Raw genomic sequence first — 19,142 nt, 5'->3', positions numbered from 1 at the left:
GGCCCATTGGTCAAGCGGTTAAGACACCGCCCTTTCACGGCGGTAACACGGGTTCGAATCCCGTATGGGTCATAATATCTTATATATAGATATTAATAGAATGAAATGGTCCGGTAGTTCAGTTGGTTAGAATGCCTGCCTGTCACGCAGGAGGTCGCGGGTTCGAGTCCCGTCCGGACCGCCATTTTTTCTTCCTATGCATTTGCATATTTACTATATATTTTTTATCTAATACATATTGAAGACAAGTAAATATTTCGACCTTTGCTTAAAAGAGTTAGTAAGCATCAGTCACAATAGTTTGGCTCAGTAGCTCAGTCGGTAGAGCAAAGGACTGAAAATCCTTGTGTCGGCGGTTCGATTCCGTCCTGAGCCACCTTTATTATAACAACTACTAATCGTCGTTGTTTTTTTTATGTCCAAATTATTTCCCTGTAAATAACCCCAAAATACCATCTTCTCTATTACAAATTTCAATGAAACATGAAAATTATACAACAATTTTATTACAATATAATAGCAATTCTATTTTTCCTTCAAAACTATGCTAAAGTGAATGTATATGCCCTCTTCGGTATAAAATTTACTAAGAAATAAAGTGAAAGAGAAGGATGGAAGGAATTTATTTTACTTGCTAGAGAAGACAAAGTAGAGACGATAGCAGATAAAAAAAGGACAAGGTACCCCATTCTATAAAAGTAGGATCGCCTTGCCAAAATTAAGGGAAAATGAAACTCATATATATAGACGATTATCTAGTAGAAAAGGTTTCAATATTTATCCATATGCCTCTGGATTTTTTTAAGAAGTATAATGCTCTGATAAGAATGAGGGCATATGTAGCGGCCTAGAATGTTTTGATAGGAACGAAATACATAGGATTACCATGAATAGCAATGCTAAAAATAATGGAAAATAGTAACCCTCTCTTTAAAGAGGGATTTTTTAATCTTGTATGGAAGGAATGATTCAGTGGGCTCATAGAGAAAGCTTCACTGTCTTTTTTATTTGGTGCAAATTAAAAGGGCGGAGATTCCCCGATTGTGTAATAGTTGAGCCAATTGGCATTTATACTGGTCGTTCGTTCCCCAACTAAATTATCGATTACTACTCGTCATTTTGAATGAGGAGTCATACTGCTCGTTAAGGCGGGATAAAGTAATAATAGAAAAAAAGTGATTATATAAATTTAAAATGGTAAAGTAGACAGTAGAAGTAAACAATAAAAGAATGGATTAACAATAGATAAACTTGATAGAAGGAGATTCCTGAATGAATAAAAAGATCTTAGTTGTAGACGATGAAAAACCAATTGCGGATATTCTGCAGTTTAATTTAAAGAAAGAAGGCTTTGAAGTATATTGTGCCTATGATGGCAATGAGGCCATAGAAAAAGTGGAAGAAATCCAGCCTGATTTAGTACTGCTTGATATAATGCTTCCACAAAGGGATGGAATGGAAGTATGCCGTGAAGTCAGAAAGAAATACGATATGCCTATTATTATGTTAACAGCAAAGGATTCAGAAATAGATAAGGTATTAGGCTTAGAATTAGGCGCAGATGACTATGTAACGAAGCCTTTTAGCACAAGAGAGTTAATTGCACGTGTAAAGGCAAATCTTAGACGTCATCAGCAAGTTTCTTCTGCGGCAGAAGAAGAGAAGGAAACGAATGAAATTGAGGTTGGTTCGCTTATTATTCATCCAGATGCATATATCGTTTCGAAAAGAGGAGAAATGATTGAACTAACTCATCGTGAATTTGAATTACTTTTTTATTTAGCAAAACATATTGGACAAGTTATGACGAGGGAGCACCTGCTTCAAACAGTATGGGGCTATGATTACTATGGCGATGTACGAACTGTGGATGTAACGGTAAGAAGATTAAGAGAGAAAATTGAAGATAATCCTAGTCATCCAACTTGGATTGTGACAAGAAGAGGCGTTGGCTACTACTTAAGAAATCCTGAGCAGGAGTAAATTTATAAATGAAAAAAGTAAGTTTTTTTCGTTCTATTCATTTGAAGCTTGTATTGGTTATTGTTTTGCTTATTCTCATTTCTATTCAGATTATTGGGGTCTATTTTGTAAAGACATTGCAAACAACTTTATTGGATAGTTTTAAAATTTCAATTCAAGAAAAAGTAAATATTTTATCTATTTATTTAGAAGAGCAGCTTGTAAAAGAAAGAGTTGTTGAAAACGGTGATTCCACGTTAGAAGATGATATAAAAAGGATTCTAAGTGATAATAATTCATCGGATATTAAGGAAATCAGGGTTGTAAATAGTAGTGGTATAATTGTGGGAACTTCTGATCCAGAAAACCAAAATTTGGTTGGGCAGAAAATGGTCGATAATTCGGTTAGACGAGTTCTATCAAATTCTTCTCAACCGGATAATCCGCTCAAGCAGAAGAATGGGGAAAAAATTTATGAGCTGATTACCCCTATAAAAACGAATGGGGATGAAATAGTCGGAGCCATTTATTTAGAGGGTAAGATTGAAAATGTTTATAAACAAATTGATAAGATTAATCAAATCTTTCAAAAAGGAACCATTATTACCTTATTCGTTACGGCTATATTAGGGGTATTGTTGGCAAGAACGATTACAAAACCGATATCTGATATGCAGAAACATGCCTTTGCTTTATCAAAGGGGAATTTCTCTAGAAAGGTTAAAGTGTATGGTTTTGACGAAATTGGGCAATTGGCGATTACTTTTAATAATTTAACCAAAAAGCTTCAGGAATCACAGGCTACAACGGAAAGTGAAAGAAGGAAATTATCTTCTGTTTTATCCTATATGACAGATGGGGTAATTGCTACAGATAGAAAAGGGCGAATTATCCTTATTAATGAGCCTGCTGCAAAGATGCTAGATGTTTCACGTGAAACAGTACTGTCGGAGCCGATTATTAATCTCCTTGACCTAAATGAGAAGTATACGTTTGAGGAGCTATTAGAGGAAAGAGAATCGGTTATTTTAGATTATAGCACTCATTATGAACCATATATTTTACGGGCAAATTTTTCTGTTATTCAAAAGGAGACTGGATTTGTTAATGGTTTAATTACAGTACTTCATGATATTACTGAACAGGAAAAAATAGATATGGAAAGAAAAGAGTTTGTCGCGAATGTATCCCACGAATTACGTACACCATTAACTACAATGCGCAGTTATGTAGAAGCTCTTTATGATGGTGCATGGAAGGATGAAGAATTGGCACCGAAGTTCCTTAATGTTACGCAAAATGAAACAGAGCGAATGATACGCCTTGTAAATGATTTATTGCAGCTTTCCAAATTAGATAGCCGAGATTATCAGTTAAATAAAGAGCTTGTTGATTTTATCGTTTTTTATAATCGTATCATTGATCGATTTGAATTGACGAAACAACAAAATGTTATCTTTATAAGAAAATTGCCAAAGAAAGCAGCGTTTGTGGAAATTGATGAAGATAAATTAACACAGGTACTAGATAATATTATTTCCAATGCATTAAAGTACTCTCCTGAAGGTGGAAAAATTACGTTTTCTATTAAGGAGCAAGAGCAGCAAATTATCGTAAGTGTATCTGATAATGGTGTAGGTATACCAAAAGAAAATATTGATAAAATATTTGATCGTTTCTACCGTGTCGACAAAGCGAGAACACGTAAGCTTGGTGGAACAGGACTTGGTCTTGCAATCGCAAAAGAAATGGTAGAAGCACATGGAGGGAGAATTTGGGCATCCAGTAAAGAAGGCAAAGGAACCAAAATATCTTTCACCCTACCGTATATTCAATCTGAAGAGGATGATTGGGGATGAAATATGAGAGCGTAAAAAGCGGCATATTAATCTTTCTTGTTGCATTAAGTGTGCTATTATATTATCTCCTTTGGACAGACCAAGGTGGAGAATTTGATTCAATTGATAGTGACTCGACCACGGCTCAAGAGGAATTAGGGGATAAAAAGGGAGTTAGTGAAGTAGTAAAACCAGACGAAATTTACCAACACATGGATGGGAAGCATTATGGTACAATTTCTAGGGACGAAATAGACTCTATTATCAAGAAGCTTAAAGAATTTGAGTATGAAGATTTTCGTAATATAACTGCTACTGTTGATAGCATCGCCCATTTTTTAGAAGAACAGAATAATAGCCTAGAAATAAGATTTCCTGGGCAAGTTCCTTTTCGTATTTACAAAGATATTTTAAGAATTGATCAAGATAATTCTTTTGATTTTGATACAATCCTGTTTTCTTATAAGGAAGGGAAAGTATATTTTCTTTCTAAAGAAACTGAGAAAGTATATGAAACATCAATCCGTTCTAAATATATAGAGCAACTAAATCAATTCAAAGATAATGTTTATAAGGAAAAAACAGTGTATTCGACTTATTTTTCCTATAAACCAAATGACCAGTATTTAATTTATTTACCTAATGAAAAGAAGGAAGTAAATAAATACAAATATTTTACGAGACAAATTGAATCTATCCGGTTGAAAAGAGCCTTATTTACTAATCCTAGTATTGCTCAAAAAGAAATTCTAACGAATTGGGAAGAGTATACGGATGATTCGGGTTTATTACGAATATATAAGGATACCCATATTGTCAGCTTCTTTAAACCTTCTGGGATTTCGAATGAAATGAATCAACAACATATCATTAACAATAGCATCGAGTTGATTAATGAGCGTGGTGGCTGGATTAATGATTATTTCTATGTGGGACGAGATGAAGATAGAAAAATAACATTTCGTTTATATAACACAAATGGTATGCCAGTATTTAATTTGAAAACGGAGTTATCTGATATTCGGTTGTACTGGGAAAATAATAAGGCAAAGCGTCTTTTAACGAGTAATTTAGTTATTATCAATACAACCACTCCATTTGATTTTTCAAAAGAGACCGTCTCGTCAGGAGGAGAAGTTTTACATTATCTGCAAAGTAATAAAAAGTTAAAGACAGAAAAACTCCAGAATATTGTACTTGGATACGATATGCAGGTCGATTCCCAAAATATCGTTTCTTTGCAGCCAACCTGGTTTTACCAATATGATAGTAAATGGTATACCTTATATTCGGAAGGAACAGGAGGCAACTTAGATGGACTGGAGTAAGATAAAGACCATATTTATTATTGCCTTTTTATTATTGGATGTATATTTAATTTATGAATATATAAAGATTAAAGAATACCAGCAGGCGGATGACTATACAACAGAGCCGACAACCTATACGCTTTCACGATTAGGTATCAAATATGATAAAGAAAAGCTTCCAGTCAATAATCAAAAGGATCAATATTTATCAGCAAAATCGAAGAAGTTTACGGATGATGAAATCAAAAAGCTGGAAAAGGGCATATTAGATGGTCAAGAAATTACGGTAAGAGACAGCATATATCTTCAAGCCGTGCTAGTTGAACCGATTAGTATTAAGGAAGAGTTTAATCCAGAGGATTTAACTGAATTTCTGTTTAATCAAGTACTTAACGGTGCAGAGTATCGTTTTTGGGAAAAGAAAGGGAATACCATTAAGTATTATCAGCAGCATGCTGGAAAGACACTTTACCGAAATCCAAAGGGTGAGCTTACCTTTAATGTAAACGAAGAAAATAAAATTGTTTCTTATAACCAAACGTATTTGGAAAACATTAAAGAAATGGATGAAGAGGAGCATATTATTCAGCCGCTCGAGGTTATTCTTAACTTATTTACAAAGAGCTATATAGAAAGTGATTCGTATGTAAGTAATGTAGAATTAGGCTATCATACACAGCTCGATACTTCTGCACAGCTGCTAGCTCCAACTTGGAAAGTAACAGTAAACGAGGAAGATTTATATATAAATGCTTTGGATGGGGAAGTTATACAGCCAGAAACAGAGGAAATGAAAGTGGAGTGAGAGAAAATGCGTTTTAGTGTTCTCGCAAGTGGCAGTACAGGAAATGCCATTTTTGTTGAATCAGGAGAACATTCCTTTTTAGTCGATGCTGGATTAAGCGGAAAGCAAATGGAAGGCTTATTTCAAGGCATTGAACGGAAAATGAGTGATTTAACAGGCATATTAGTGACACATGAGCATAGTGACCATATAAAAGGGGTAGGTATTGTCGCAAGAAAATATAAATTACCTATTTATGCGAATGAAAAAACGTGGAAAGCAATGGATCCCTTAATTGGAGAAATTCCAACAGAGCAGAAATTTCAATTTGATATGGAAACAGTAAAGATATTCGGAAATTTATCGATTGAATCCTTTGGTGTATCCCATGATGCGGCAGAACCAATGTTTTATGTATTCCATGAAGGACAGAAAAAGCTCGTTCTTATCACAGATACAGGGTATGTTAGTGATCGAATGAAAGGGATTATTTCCAATGCAGATTCCTATGTATTTGAAAGCAACCATGATGTGCAGATGTTGCGAATGGGAAAATATCCATGGAATATTAAAAGACGTATTTTAAGTGATGTTGGGCATGTTTGTAATGAAGATGCAGCGATTGCAATGAGTGAAGTAATTGGAGATCGTACAAAGCATATTTATCTTGCTCATTTAAGCTTAGATAATAATATGAAGGATCTAGCTAGAATGTCGGTTGGCCAGACGTTAGAAAGCCGGGGCGTCGGTTTAGGCGAACAGGTGAATTTATTTGATACAGATCCGAGAATACCAACAAAAATGATGGCTATATAAGAGAATAAATAGAAAAAAAAGCGGATAGTAGGATATTCGCTTTTTTTTATGGGAAAAACAAAAACAGTATATGAATGCTTTTGGATTTATCTGGTGAAAACTTCTCTAAGTATTTCGTTTGTTTTTTTGAAAAAAAGGAAAAATAATAAGGATAGATGTTGAGAAATATTTAGATGAATGTCTTCAGAAAGGAATGAAGCTTGTGGAATATGATTATGGGAATCGAGGAGATGGACAGAAGAAAAGCTCACGAAAGGGATATTTCTTCTCTGGATTTATTGGTGCTATTATTGGTGCAGTACTTGTGTTGTTACTTAGTCCATTCTTAACTGATTTAGCAATTTTTCCGAATAAAGAGGAAAGCAGTGGTCTTGTAAGCAATTCAGAAGGGATAAAAACGCAGAATGTCTCTTTAAATGTAGAAACCGATGTCACAAAGGCTGTTGATAAAGCAGCCGATTCAGTTGTGGGAATTACCAATCTGCAGTCTTCTAATTTCTGGGCAGATGAAACGACGGCAGAAGAAGCAGGTACAGGGTCGGGTGTGATTTATAAGAAAAGTGGCGGGAAGGCATATATTGTGACAAATAATCATGTAGTGCAAGGTGCAACCGAGCTTGAAGTCACTTTATCGAATGGCAAGAAAATTACTGCTGAGCTAATTGGCGCTGATATTTGGACGGATTTAGCAGTAGTCGAAGTAGATGCAAGTGAAATCACAAAGGTAGCCGAGTTCGGTAATTCAGATACGTTAAAAGCAGGTGAACCGGTAATTGCGATCGGAAATCCATTAGGACTAACATTCTCTGGATCCGTTACGCAAGGAATTGTTTCAGGAGTAGAGAGAACGATACCAGTTGATATTAATGAAGACGGGACACCAGATTGGCAATCAGAGGTTATTCAAACAGATGCTGCTATTAATCCTGGGAATAGTGGTGGTGCACTCGTTAATATTGAAGGTCAGCTCATTGGCATCAATAGCATGAAAATTGCTGAATCTGCTGTAGAAGGGATTGGGCTTGCTATTCCAATTAACTCAGCGGCTCCGATCATTGAAGATTTAGAGAAGCATGGAGAGGTCCAACGTCCATATATGGGAGTGGAGCTACAATCTGTTAGTGATATTCCAGGATATTATCAGCAGGAAGCATTAAAGTTACCGGAGGATGTAACAACAGGAGTAGCGATTAAAGATGTTTCGCCAAATTCACCAGCTCAGAAAGCAGGATTAAAAGAGTTAGATGTAATTGTTGAACTAGATGGCAAAGAAATAGTGGACTTAATTGATTTAAGAAAGCATTTATATAATGAGAAGAAAATTGGCGATTCCATGAAAGTGAAGTATTATCGAAATGGAAAGCTAGAAACAACAGAGCTTACGTTAGCGGAAGATGAAATGTAAGGAAGGAGAGTAGAGCAAAAACCTTTTTGGGTTCTGCTCTACTTTTTTATGTTCAAAAAAATTTTTGTAACGAGGAATATTATTGTAAAAGAAAGGTACATTGAAATATTTTTTTCACAAAGCAATGAAATTGTTTGTGGATAAGGTCTTATGGAGAAAAGTAAATGAATTTTGTTAGAGTGGTTGCAGTTTTTGGGTAGAATGATAAGATGGAGTGTGGATAACTATTAATTGCATAAGGAAAAAATATTATCCACAATTATTTTTAGAAAAATGAAAAAAGCAATTGCTAAAAGGAGAAGAAAAAATGATTTATAGTTGTGCTGAACACGTTGATATAGCAATAGATTCTATCGTAAATGAGTATGAAACATTTCCGATTTTGGAACAAATTTCAGACGAAGAAAAGTTATCAACAGCCTGTGAATATTGTAAAAATAACGCCATATATATGGTGGCGAACAAGTGATTCCATACCATATGTGGAATTAAAATGTGGATATGTGGATAACTTATGTGGATATCTTGTTTGTAAAGTGAGGAAAGCATGTGAATATCTCAATTATTACGGTAGGAAAGTTAAAAGAAAAATACCTAAAGCTTGGAATCGAAGAATATATAAAAAGGCTTTCAAGTTATTCTAGAATAGAAATTATCGAAGTTCCAGACGAAAAAGCACCTGAAGTATTAAGTGAAGCAGAGATGCTGCAAGTAAAGAAAAAAGAAGGCGAAAGAATCCTCGCGAAAGTTCCAACTGATGCACATGTTATTGCTCTAGCTATTGAGGGCAAGCAAAAGTCATCAGAGGAGTTAGCAGATACAATCGATAAGTTGGGTACATATGGGAAGAGTAAAGTTACTTTTATTATTGGTGGATCACTGGGATTGAGTGATGAAGTGTTGAAGAGGGCGGATGAGAAGCTTTCGTTTAGTAAGATGACATTTCCTCATCAGTTGATGCGGTTGATTTTGGTGGAGCAGGTTTATCGGGCTTTTCGGATTAATAGGGGAGAACCGTACCATAAGTAACGGTAAACTTTTATAAATATTTAATGTTTGGGAAGAGTGTTAGAAATAATCAAACAACCTTAGAATATATGAGATTTGGATCATATATTGCTAAGGTTGTTTTAGAGACTATCTTATCTTCCTCATAATTTCATCATAGTCTAGAATATCTGAAGTATTGTCTTTAGACATTTTATTAACTCTTATTGTTTTTTCAATTAAGAACCTTTTATGATAAATAATATTTGAGCCCTTTAAAACTCTATCCATCATATATAGGTCTGATAGACCACCAACCAAAGCACCAAGAATTGGAATTGCCTTTTTTCCAACTTCTTTGCTAAGTTGACTACCTAATTGCTCTAACATTTTTTTGAAAATAGTATTCTCTAATCCTTTTTGTCCAGCTTCTTTTAAAGCCTTTTCAGCAGCCTTATTACCTAAAGCCCTAATTTGAACAAATAATAGCTCTGCTCCCCCCATTTCAGCCATTTGTTTAAAAGTAAGGGAATTTAAAGACTTTTTAAGACTGTTTAAATTGGAAGCTAACACCATTTTTCCAATTACATTCATAATATCATCTGTTTGAGAATTATTTGGAAAAAGACAATTCATAGTAACACTAGATGCAATTTCAAGCTCCCGAGGATCATCTTTTACATCATATCCGTACATTAATGCGACATTTTGAACAGCACGATAGTATAACAACATGCTCAAAGCTAAATTAAAAGGAATTCCCAATACTCCGAACATGCCTGTACCTGCACCCTCAATTAAAGCGATGCTGTTGTCTTTCCATTTATTATTGGTTAATACTCCTTCAATCTCATAACTTCTTAACTTACAAATACTTTCGAAATCAATATTTTGCTCAATTTTTGAAAGCTTTGTTATAACACTTTGTTTATTTAGGGTCATATTTGCTGCTGTTTCTTGTAGTAGCCCGAAACCTCTACCAGCCACCTCTAAAGTTTGGACAATTAATTTTGCATCAGAAATAGTGGTTAATGATTTATCGAAGTAATTTTTTACTGGTTCAGGTGTAATATTAGCAATGTAAGTTTTTATATTTGTAGTGCCCTTCTGCAATAGACTAGGCTCTATAAACTTCTCATATTGCAATGTTAATAATTCAATTAATTCTTTCTCTTTCTCATTTAATGCAGAAAATTCCACAGTCATACCTTCCCTCTAGGTCTATTACAATAGAAGATAACAAAGTTTTCCTCTATTTAACGCAAAAATGGTCCACTTTCAAAGAGTGGACCTTTATAGGTGTAATTAAGGAACCCTCACTAAGTCATTTGTAAAACATAATTCTTGTAAAGACATTCCATCAGTATCTATCTTCCATCGATCAATAAGAAATTGTAATAACTCTAGTTCCCTGTTAATAATTTTTTCTGCTGTCCAATTATCATTTCGAGCAATTTCATTTTCACTATAAGAACCATTATAATATCCTTTGTTGCTGCTTGTTGGATTCTTCTTTTCAGTAAAACTAGAATTTTTCAGCGATGAATTTTTACTTTGAGAGATTGCTACTAAGTTACCTAATGAGTGTACTAATAGCATTTTTTCTTGTGAATTAAATTGATCAAAATATGACTTCCAGTAACTATCACTACCATTTATAGGATAGATATGCTCTATACTCTCCGAATTTTTTTCATATTTAGTCCAATCAATCTTATCTACAGTTGAACCTGATTTTTCTTGTAAATATAGTTCATACTCAAATAAAAAATATCTTAAACCTCTCCATCCATAATACCCATTGTTATTCTTCTTAAAATAATTATCAGATATCTGTTTTTTAAAGTTCTGGATATCTGTATGATTCCATGTCCAATCATTTATGTCATTTATAACAGAGTAAATATCGGTCTGGTTTCTATATAAAATTGATGCTTCTCTATAAAAATGACTGTCACCAGTATTAGAGTTTTTAAAGGATACTCTGAATAGGATAAAAACATACCTTTCTGTCGCTTTCAATAGTTTAACAATACGGTCATTTTGGTCATTTTTAAGAATTGCTGCCATAATTAATGGTGAAAATGCTCCGTAACTCAGTCTCTTGAGTTTATAAAGCCATTTTTTTACTGCCTCATCATGGTATGTATTAGGGTTATGGAGTTGATACCATACTTTTATGCTTTGTTGCAAGCTCTGAATATACTTTTGTATATCAATCATGTGGACTTTTTTGTTTAGCACTCTATTAGCTGTAAATTGTTCATTTAGTAGGTAGTCAGCGTATACATCGGATTTATCTCTAGAATATGTATAGTACATAATCCAATGGTTTTTTAGAAAAACATCATCATCGAGAGGATTTTCTTGGTTCTTACCAAGATATTCATATATTGTTTTCCAGCTCTCGTTAATATCTTTCCTAAGGAAACTCTTAGAATCGTCATCCTCGTCTAAAAGGGTGGATAAATAGATTAACCTGTTTTTAAGTAGTTCTAAGTTGGAAAGTGGTTTTCCTCTGTTATTCATAGTTTCAAAAGCAATAAAAACATCAATTTGGTTATCAATTTCAAATACATTAAATTGTAACTGAAGAGTTACTTTCTTAAACAATACTTCCTTATCAGTGGTATTCATGTTAACAATTCTGTCTTTAAAGAATTCTTTAGCTGTTATAAGGTTTTTAGTATAGGAAGTCTCGATATCTTGACTAGAAGAAGATTGATCTCCGAAGATCTTGGTTTTCAGAAATTCGTAACTTGGATTATCCTTCTCATAGCCAAAAACATATGCTTTTTTAATGCCGTTTGCAGCTTGTTGACATATGTACATATTTCTAATGTCTTCTTTTGAATAAAAATTTAGAAGACTATCTTCACTAATTGTTTCTAAGAGAGCTTGCAATAGAATAATAGTAGTAGTTAAACGTTGTTGACCATCCACAATAAAGTATGGCTTATAGCCTCGACTGATAATCCATCCTTCTTCTTCCCAGTGATTATAGATATCTGATTTAACTAATTCTAAAGTTATTACTCCTGTATAGTGAACTTTATCCGATTGCAGATTCGTTAAGTCTTCCCAGAATGCAAGTAAATGCTGTTTTTCCCAAGCATACCCTCGTTGATAATCAGGAATTCGGAAAATCTTATTTTGGAAAAGTTCCATTAATGATTTTAGTTGGTTTTCGGCCATTAGAAATCCTCCCCAATATGTTTAGGAAAATTATACCATAATTTTCTTATTAGGTTTTTAAATATTCTAGATCGTAAATAGGTTTAAAATTAATAAGTTCTGTTAGAATTTTTCTGAAAGGTAACTAAAACGCTACTAGCTTTTCCGTGGTGTGAGTTACTTTTTTTATTACCATGAAAAACATAGGTAAATATGAATGTGGATTTTCCAGTAAAAATCCAACTATTGTATGAGCAACGCTATGCAATATCTCTTCAAAGCGATAAAATATACTATATAAATATAAAAGTGAAGAATATCGTATCTAAAATATTAGCTGGGTATAAAAAGGGGAGGAAAATAGAATGAAAACAATCAAATCTGCCTGTAAATTACAACCTAAGGCCCTTGAGATAAATGTTGGTGATCAGATTGAACAACTAGATCAGATTATACATGAAACCAATGGGCAGGAATACTTTAAGAAAACTTTTATAACAGATGGAATGAAGATGCTTCTATCTAAAGGAATAGCGCGTCTCGCCGGAAAATCAAATGATAGCGTATTCCATCTTAAACAGGCTATGGGTGGCGGTAAAACGCACTTAATGGTTGGATTTGGACTTTTGGCAAAAGACGCAGTTCTTCGTGAGGCGCAGATAGGCACCATGCCATACCAGTCAAATTTTGATTCGGCAAAGATAGCTGCTTTTAATGGGCGTAACAATCCTCATACATATTTCTGGGGAGAAATTGCTCGCCAGTTAGAAAAGGAGAGTTTATTCAAGGAATATTGGGAATCGGGTGCAAAGGCTCCAGATGAACAGTCATGGTTAAAGCTATTTGATGGCGAAAAGCCTATTCTTATTCTCTTGGATGAGATGCCACCATATTTCCATTATTATAGCACTCAGGTTTTAGGGCAAGGAACAATTGCTGATGTGATTACAAGAGCATTTTCTAATATGCTTACTGCGGCTCAAAAAAAGAAAAATGTATGTATTGTTGTATCTGACCTAGAGGCGGCCTACGATACGGGCGGAAAGTTAATTCAGCGGGCACTCGATGATGCTACACAGGAACTGGGGCGTGCTGAAGTCTCTATTACTCCGGTTAATTTAGAGTCTAATGAAATCTATGAAATACTTCGGAAACGTCTCTTTCTTTCGTTACCAGATAAAAGTGAGATAGCTGAAATTGCTTCAGTCTATGCTTCAAGACTGGCAGAAGCAGCAAGGGCAAAAACGGTTGAAAGAAGTGCTGAGGCATTGGCTACTGAAATAGAATCAACCTATCCCTTCCACCCTAGCTTCAAGAGTATTATTGCCCTGTTTAAAGAGAATGAAAAATTCAAACAAACACGTGGGTTAATGGAACTGGTTTCACGTTTATTAAAATCCGTTTGGGAGAGCAGTGAGGACGTGTATCTGATTGGAGCTCAGCATTTTGATCTTTCCATCCACGATGTACGTGAGAAACTTGCTGATATCTCTGAAATGCGCGATGTGATTGCAAGAGACATTTGGGATTCTACATACAGTGCTCATGCCCAGATAATTGACATCAACATTGGGAATCATTATGCAAAACAGGTTGGAACCCTTCTACTCACGGCTAGTCTGTCAACCGCCGTCAATTCTGTAAGGGGTCTAACAGAGAGTGAAATGCTTGAATGTTTGATTGATCCAAATCATCAAGGAAGCAGTTTCCGTACAGCATTCATTGAGCTTCAAAAATCCGCTTGGTATTTACATCAGACACAGGAAGGACGCAACTATTTTAGTCGTCAGGAGAATCTAACAAAGAAGCTTCAAGGATACGCAGATAAAGCTCCACAAAACAAGGTGGATGAACTAATCTGTCAACGCCTTGAAGAGATGTATAAACCAGTAACTAGAGAAGCTTATGAAAAAGTGTTACCTCTTCCTGAAATGGATGACGCAGCTGCGGTGTTAAAAACCGGACGGGCTCTTTTGATTATAAGTCCAGATGGAAAGACACCTCCTAGTGTTGTTGACAAATTTTTTAAAAACGAACTTATTAACAAAAATAATATACTAGTTTTGACTGGAGACAAGTCATCTATTGCCAGTATCGAAAAAGCTGCGCGCCATGTCTATGCAGCAATAAAAATAGATAATGAAATTTCTAATTCACACCCACAGAGAAAAGAGCTAGATGAGAAGAAGGCACAATATGAACAGGATTTTCATACAACTGTTCTTTCGGTATTTGATAAACTTCTCTTCCCAGGCAACAACCGAGGAGAAGATGTGCTTCGACCGAAAGTACTCGATAGTACCTATCCGTCAAATGAGCTATACAATGGTGAACGTCAGGTAGTAAAAACACTGACTTCTGACCCAATCAAATTGTATACTCAAATTACTGAAAACTTCGATGCTCTTCGTGCAAGAGTAGAGTCTTTGCTGTTTGGCTCTCAGGATGAGGCACGGAAGACAGACTTGTTGGACAAAATGAAACAGAAAACCCAGATGCCTTGGCTTCCAAGCCGCGGATTTGATCTGCTTGCCATTGAAGCATTCCAGCGTGGTGTATGGGAAGATTTAGGGAATGGCTATATCACGAAAATGCCGAAACCAAAAACAACAGAAGTTATTATTAGTGAAGAATCTTCTCCAGATGATTCAGGTATGGTGCGCTTGAAAATTGATGTCGCGAATGCAGGTAAGAGTCCAAGAATCTACTATGCAGAAGACGGTGAAGTATCTGAAAGTAGTTTAGTACTGAGTGATAATACATTGGCAACAAAGGCCCTACGGGTTCAGTTTCTTGCTGTTGATCCAACAGGGAAAAACCTAACTGGTGCACCAAAAACATGGAAAAATCGTCTAACACTCCGGAATAAATTTAATGAGTCTTCCAGAAAAGTAGAGCTGCTTGTTGCACCAAAAGGTTCTATTAAGTACACATTGGACGGGTCAGAAGCCAGAAACGGAATTGACTATACAGGGCCAATCCAGTTGGGATATGAAGAGACGACTGTTTATGTTTTCGCAGAGTGTGATGGTCTAGAAGAAAAACGTAATTTTACCTTTCCAAAGTCTGGTTCCAATGAGGTTCCTATTATTAAAGAGGCACCAGCCATTCTAGTAAGTACTTCACCAAAGCGTTTAGATAATTCCTCGAAGACATATGAAGGACTGAAATTGGCTAAGGAGAAGGGTATTCAATTAGAACAAGTTACACTAATGGTAGGTTCTGCACCACAGGTGATACATCTTTCGTTTGGTGAAATTAAAATTAGTGCGGAGTTTATTGAAAAAGAGTTGGCACATCTTCAAACACTGCTTAGCCCAGATGCACCTATGATTATGACATTTAAAAAAGCCTATACACATACCGGCTATGACTTAGAACATTTTGCTAAGCAACTCGGTATTGAGATAGGCAATGGAGAGGTAGAGCAAAGATGATTATTACTAAAGATTTTGGAGCTCCATCAGAATTTGGTATCCACCATTTCTACGTAGAAATTCCTGCAGCTCCACGAGATCCAATCTGCATTTATGAAGATTTTGGTTTTGACGGTGATGAAGCTCACCGTGAAACGGTCGAATGCAGATTGGTTCTGGCTCGAGAGCTTTGGACCAAAATTAGAGATGATGCTAGGCGAGATTTTAATGCACGCTTAAAAAATAAAAAGCAAAGTACCGGCAGTTGGACTACTGGAAAAGTCAAATTGGACCGTTTTCTGGGTAGAGAATTATGCGTTCTTGGTTGGGCCGCGGAGCATGCTATTCCTGATGAGTGTCTTGTAATAAGTCAAAAGTGGCTAGCATTGCGGCCCGAGGAGCGGTGGTGGCTATATAGCAAAACCGCTTCGGAGGCAGGACATTACAATCAGAACGAGCGAGGTTGGCGAAAAGCATTATATTGTGCACTATCTGATGGTACTAACATTAAGCTAGGACCTAAGATAAAAAGTAAGACAAGAGATGAGAAAATAGAACAAAAAGAAACAGTGACACTTTTTGATTTCATAGAAAAGGGAGATATCTGATGGCACTAAAACCATTTGAATGGAAAGACAAACCAGCTTTGATTGAACATCTGTTTCCGGTTCTGAAAATATCAGCTGAAAGCTATAAAGAGCAGATGGCGGGTTCAGGTAAAACTCTCACTGCACTTGGTAGCTACTGGAAGGGGAGGAAACCACTTATCCTGAATAAAGCGTGTATACTAGGTTCATTGCTACCTGCCACTGAGGATCGCCTTAAGGATCTGGAAGTATTTGAGCTTTTAATGGGTATGGACTCAGAGTCTATGCAAAAAAGACTTGAAGAAAAACTTTCTGCGTCAAAAAGAAATACTGTCGGTGAATTTTTAGCTCTTCCATACAATGAGCAGGTTAAAAGTGCAAAACGTCCTGAAGAAGTTGGCGAATATCTTTTCCTACATGTTTGGGATCAAGTGAATCAATATCTAGGTACTTCAGCAACTTCATTTCCTGATCTTGTGGAACAGATGGGGATTGCTCGCTTTGGTCGTCGTCCAAAGGTTGCGGATGTCTTCTCTGGTTCTGGTCAAATTCCATTTGAGGCTGCACGTCTAGGGTGTGATGTTTATGCCTCAGACCTAAACCCAATTGCATGTATGTTAACATGGGGTGCTTTTAATATCGTTGGTGCTCCTAAAGAGAAGCGTAATGAAATGTATAAGGCGCAGAAAAAGATGATTGAGCAGGTTCGAAAAGAGATTAATAATCTGGAAATTGAAACTGATAGAAACGGCTGGAGAGGGAAGGCATATCTTTACTGTGTTGAAGTGGAATGTCCAGAATCTGGATGGAAGGTGCCACTGATTCCGAGTTTAATTATTAGTCGTGGTCATGGAGTTGTAGGCGAATTAATTCCTGTTCCAGAAGAGAAAAGATACGATATTGCTGTTAAATATGTTGAAACTGAAGAAGAAATTGACGAAGCGGAAGCTGGAACTGTAATAGATGGGGAAGTTGTTCATTCGCCCACAGGTAGCACGGTATATCGTACAAAAATAAGTACAATTCGTGGCGATTATAAAGAAGGAAAAGAGAACAAAAATCGCTTGAGACTGTGGGAGAAGACTGATATTTCACCACGTCCAGATGACATCTTCCAAGAGCGACTGTATGCTGTAATGTGGATGCGCCCAAAGAAGAGTGGTCGAGGTGAGGAATATGAATTCCGTTCGGTTACAGATGAAGATCTAGAAAGAGAGCAAAAAGTAATAGACTATGTCCATGAACATCTCGAAGATTGGCAAAATAAAGGGTATATACCAGATATGGTTATTGAAAAGGGAGATGAAACAGAACGACTCTATCGTGAGCGTGGCTGGACCCACTGGCATCACTTGTTTAATCCAAGACAGTTGTTGGTTGGTGCTTTATTCCGTAAATCATTAGAAGCATTTGAATATCCTCAGTTTGGGCGCTTTCTTGACTATAATGCTAAATTGTGTCGGTGGAGTTCGAACCCTGGACCAGGCCGAGTAGGAAAAACTCAAAATGTTTTCTATAACCAAGCCTTAAACACCTTCAATAGCTATGGATGCCGAGGAAGTGAATGGCTGGAAGAGTTTTTTACATCTGATAACTTTAAATCATTTCCATGTGACTTTAATAAAGTGGTCAATTCACACCCTGCCCAAGAATTAGAGGTAGAAAACGATATTTATGTTACAGATCCACCGTACGGAGATGCAGTCAAATATGAAGAAATAACCGAGTTCTTTATTGCCTGGCTGCGAAAGAATCCCCCTAAGGAATTTGCTCACTGGAGTTGGGATAGCCGACGTTCGTTAGCCATTAAAGGAGAGGATGAGGGCTTTCGTCAAGGAATGGTGGCTGCTTACCGTAAGATGACTCAAAAGATGCCAGATAATGGCATTCAAATTTTAATGTTTACCCATCAGAGCGGATCTATTTGGGCTGACATGGCAAATATCATTTGGGCCAGTGGCTTGCAAGTAACTGCTGCATGGTACGTAGTAACAGAAACGGATTCTGCAATTAGAGGTGGGGCTAATGTAAGGGGAACCATTATTCTTGTTCTCCGTAAGCGCCATCAAGAGCTGGAAACCTTCCGTGATGATCTTGGCTGGGAGATTGAGGATGCAGTTAAAGAGCAGGTCGAGTCTTTAATTGGATTGGATAGAAAAGTACGAGCTCAAGGTTCTGAAGGGCTTTATACCGATGCAGACTTACAAATGGCTGGTTATGCTGCTGCTTTAAAAGTACTGACAGCATACTCTCACATTGACGGTAAGGATATGGTTTCAGAGTCTGAGGCACCTCGTCAAAAAGGCAAAAAAACTTTTGTTGATGAACTAATAGATTTTGCAGTCCAAACTGCCGTTCAGTTCCTTGTTCCCGTGGGATTTGAAAAAGGGGAATGGCAGAAACTTCAAGCTGTGGAACGATTCTACTTGAAAATGGCTGAGATGGAACATCAGGGTGCAAAGACACTGGATAATTATCAGAACTTCGCAAAAGCATTCAAGGTTCACCACTTTGAACAGTTAATGAGTGATAGCTCCAAAGCTAATTCAGCGCGTTTGAAACTATCAACGGAGTTTAAAGGATCTATGATGTCAGGGGATGCAGAAATTGCGGGCACACCACTTCGATCCTTACTCTATGCAATCTTTGAAATCACTAAAGATGTGGAAATAGAGGATGTGTTATTGCACTTGATGGAAAACTGCCCTAACTATCTTCCTAGCAAATCACTGTTGGCAAAAATGGCAGACTATCTGGCAGAAAAACGTGAAGGTATAAAAGGCACTAAAACATTTAAACCTGATGTTGAAGCAAGTAGTGCACGAATACTAGCGGAATCTATAAGGAACCAGAGGTTATAGCT

General features: G+C 36.3%; 13 protein-coding genes and 3 tRNA genes. 14 read left to right on the top strand and 2 right to left on the bottom strand.

Annotated features, from left to right (window positions below):
• From RTL21_RS05810 to rlmH, 11 genes are all read left to right on the top strand, one after another.
• Positions 1 to 72: transfer RNA gene (locus tag RTL21_RS05810), tRNA-Glu, on the top strand.
• A 35-nt stretch (positions 73 to 107) separates the two neighbouring features.
• Positions 108 to 184, top strand: a tRNA-Asp gene (locus tag RTL21_RS05805).
• A 119-nt stretch (positions 185 to 303) separates the two neighbouring features.
• Positions 304 to 376: transfer RNA gene (locus RTL21_RS05800), tRNA-Phe, on the top strand.
• A gap of 896 nt (positions 377 to 1,272) precedes the next feature.
• Positions 1,273 to 1,983 carry a response regulator YycF gene (gene yycF, locus RTL21_RS05795; RefSeq protein ID WP_312094259.1) on the top strand — a complete coding sequence of 237 codons (711 nt, stop codon included), beginning with the start codon at positions 1,273 to 1,275 and terminating at the stop codon, positions 1,981 to 1,983.
• Positions 1,984 to 1,991: 8 nt separating this feature from the next.
• On the top strand, positions 1,992 to 3,821 hold the full coding sequence (walK, locus tag RTL21_RS05790) for a cell wall metabolism sensor histidine kinase WalK (protein ID WP_312094257.1): 1,830 nt from the start codon (positions 1,992 to 1,994) through the stop codon (positions 3,819 to 3,821).
• Positions 3,818 to 5,128, top strand: a complete 1,311-nt coding sequence (locus RTL21_RS05785) for a YycH family regulatory protein (RefSeq protein WP_312094255.1) — start codon at positions 3,818 to 3,820, stop codon at positions 5,126 to 5,128. The genes walK and RTL21_RS05785 overlap by 4 nt, the downstream gene beginning before the upstream one ends.
• Entirely contained in the window at positions 5,115 to 5,915 is an 801-nt protein-coding gene (locus RTL21_RS05780; RefSeq protein WP_312094253.1) for a two-component system regulatory protein YycI, read from the top strand. Before RTL21_RS05785 ends, RTL21_RS05780 begins: the two co-directional genes overlap by 14 nt.
• A gap of 6 nt (positions 5,916 to 5,921) precedes the next feature.
• Positions 5,922 to 6,710 (top strand): MBL fold metallo-hydrolase, encoded by a 789-nt coding sequence (locus RTL21_RS05775; RefSeq protein ID WP_312094251.1) that lies wholly within the window; start codon positions 5,922 to 5,924, stop codon positions 6,708 to 6,710.
• Positions 6,711 to 6,903: 193 nt separating this feature from the next.
• Positions 6,904 to 8,115: a S1C family serine protease gene (locus RTL21_RS05770; protein ID WP_312094249.1), complete on the top strand. Its 1,212-nt coding sequence runs from the start codon at positions 6,904 to 6,906 to the stop codon at positions 8,113 to 8,115.
• Positions 8,116 to 8,422: 307 nt separating this feature from the next.
• On the top strand, positions 8,423 to 8,584 hold the full coding sequence (locus RTL21_RS05765; RefSeq protein WP_312094247.1) for a CxxH/CxxC protein: 162 nt from the start codon (positions 8,423 to 8,425) through the stop codon (positions 8,582 to 8,584).
• 80 nt (positions 8,585 to 8,664) lie between these two features.
• Positions 8,665 to 9,144, top strand: coding sequence for a 23S rRNA (pseudouridine(1915)-N(3))-methyltransferase RlmH (rlmH, locus tag RTL21_RS05760; protein WP_312094245.1), 480 nt, complete (start codon positions 8,665 to 8,667; stop codon positions 9,142 to 9,144).
• A gap of 108 nt (positions 9,145 to 9,252) precedes the next feature.
• Here rlmH and RTL21_RS05755 read toward each other — a convergent pair whose 3' ends face one another.
• Positions 9,253 to 10,308, bottom strand: a complete 1,056-nt coding sequence (locus tag RTL21_RS05755) for an EcsC family protein (protein ID WP_312094243.1) — start codon at positions 10,306 to 10,308, stop codon at positions 9,253 to 9,255.
• Between the two features lie 99 nt (positions 10,309 to 10,407).
• The gene (locus tag RTL21_RS05750) at positions 10,408 to 12,297 is read right to left on the bottom strand and encodes a DUF262 domain-containing protein (protein ID WP_312094241.1); all 1,890 of its coding nucleotides are present in this window, start codon (positions 12,295 to 12,297) and stop codon (positions 10,408 to 10,410) included.
• Positions 12,298 to 12,641: 344 nt separating this feature from the next.
• Between RTL21_RS05750 and RTL21_RS05745 the strand changes: the two genes are divergently transcribed.
• Genes RTL21_RS05745 through RTL21_RS05735 form a run of 3 tightly spaced genes read left to right on the top strand, consistent with a single transcriptional unit; the run spans position 12,642 to position 19,140 of the window.
• Positions 12,642 to 15,713, top strand: a complete 3,072-nt coding sequence (locus RTL21_RS05745) for an anti-phage-associated DUF499 domain-containing protein (protein WP_312094239.1) — start codon at positions 12,642 to 12,644, stop codon at positions 15,711 to 15,713.
• Complete coding sequence (locus RTL21_RS05740) at positions 15,710 to 16,300, top strand: anti-phage-associated DUF3780 domain-containing protein (protein WP_312094237.1); 591 nt, start codon at positions 15,710 to 15,712, stop codon at positions 16,298 to 16,300. The genes RTL21_RS05745 and RTL21_RS05740 overlap by 4 nt, the downstream gene beginning before the upstream one ends.
• Complete coding sequence (locus RTL21_RS05735) at positions 16,300 to 19,140, top strand: anti-phage-associated DUF1156 domain-containing protein (protein ID WP_312094235.1); 2,841 nt, start codon at positions 16,300 to 16,302, stop codon at positions 19,138 to 19,140. Before RTL21_RS05740 ends, RTL21_RS05735 begins: the two co-directional genes overlap by 1 nt.
• The last annotated feature ends 2 nt before the right edge of the window (positions 19,141 to 19,142 follow it).

The organism is Niallia sp. (genome assembly GCF_031978665.1).
GTDB lineage: Bacteria > Bacillota > Bacilli > Bacillales > Cytobacillaceae > Niallia.
This window is presented reverse-complemented; position numbering and strand designations above follow the sequence as displayed.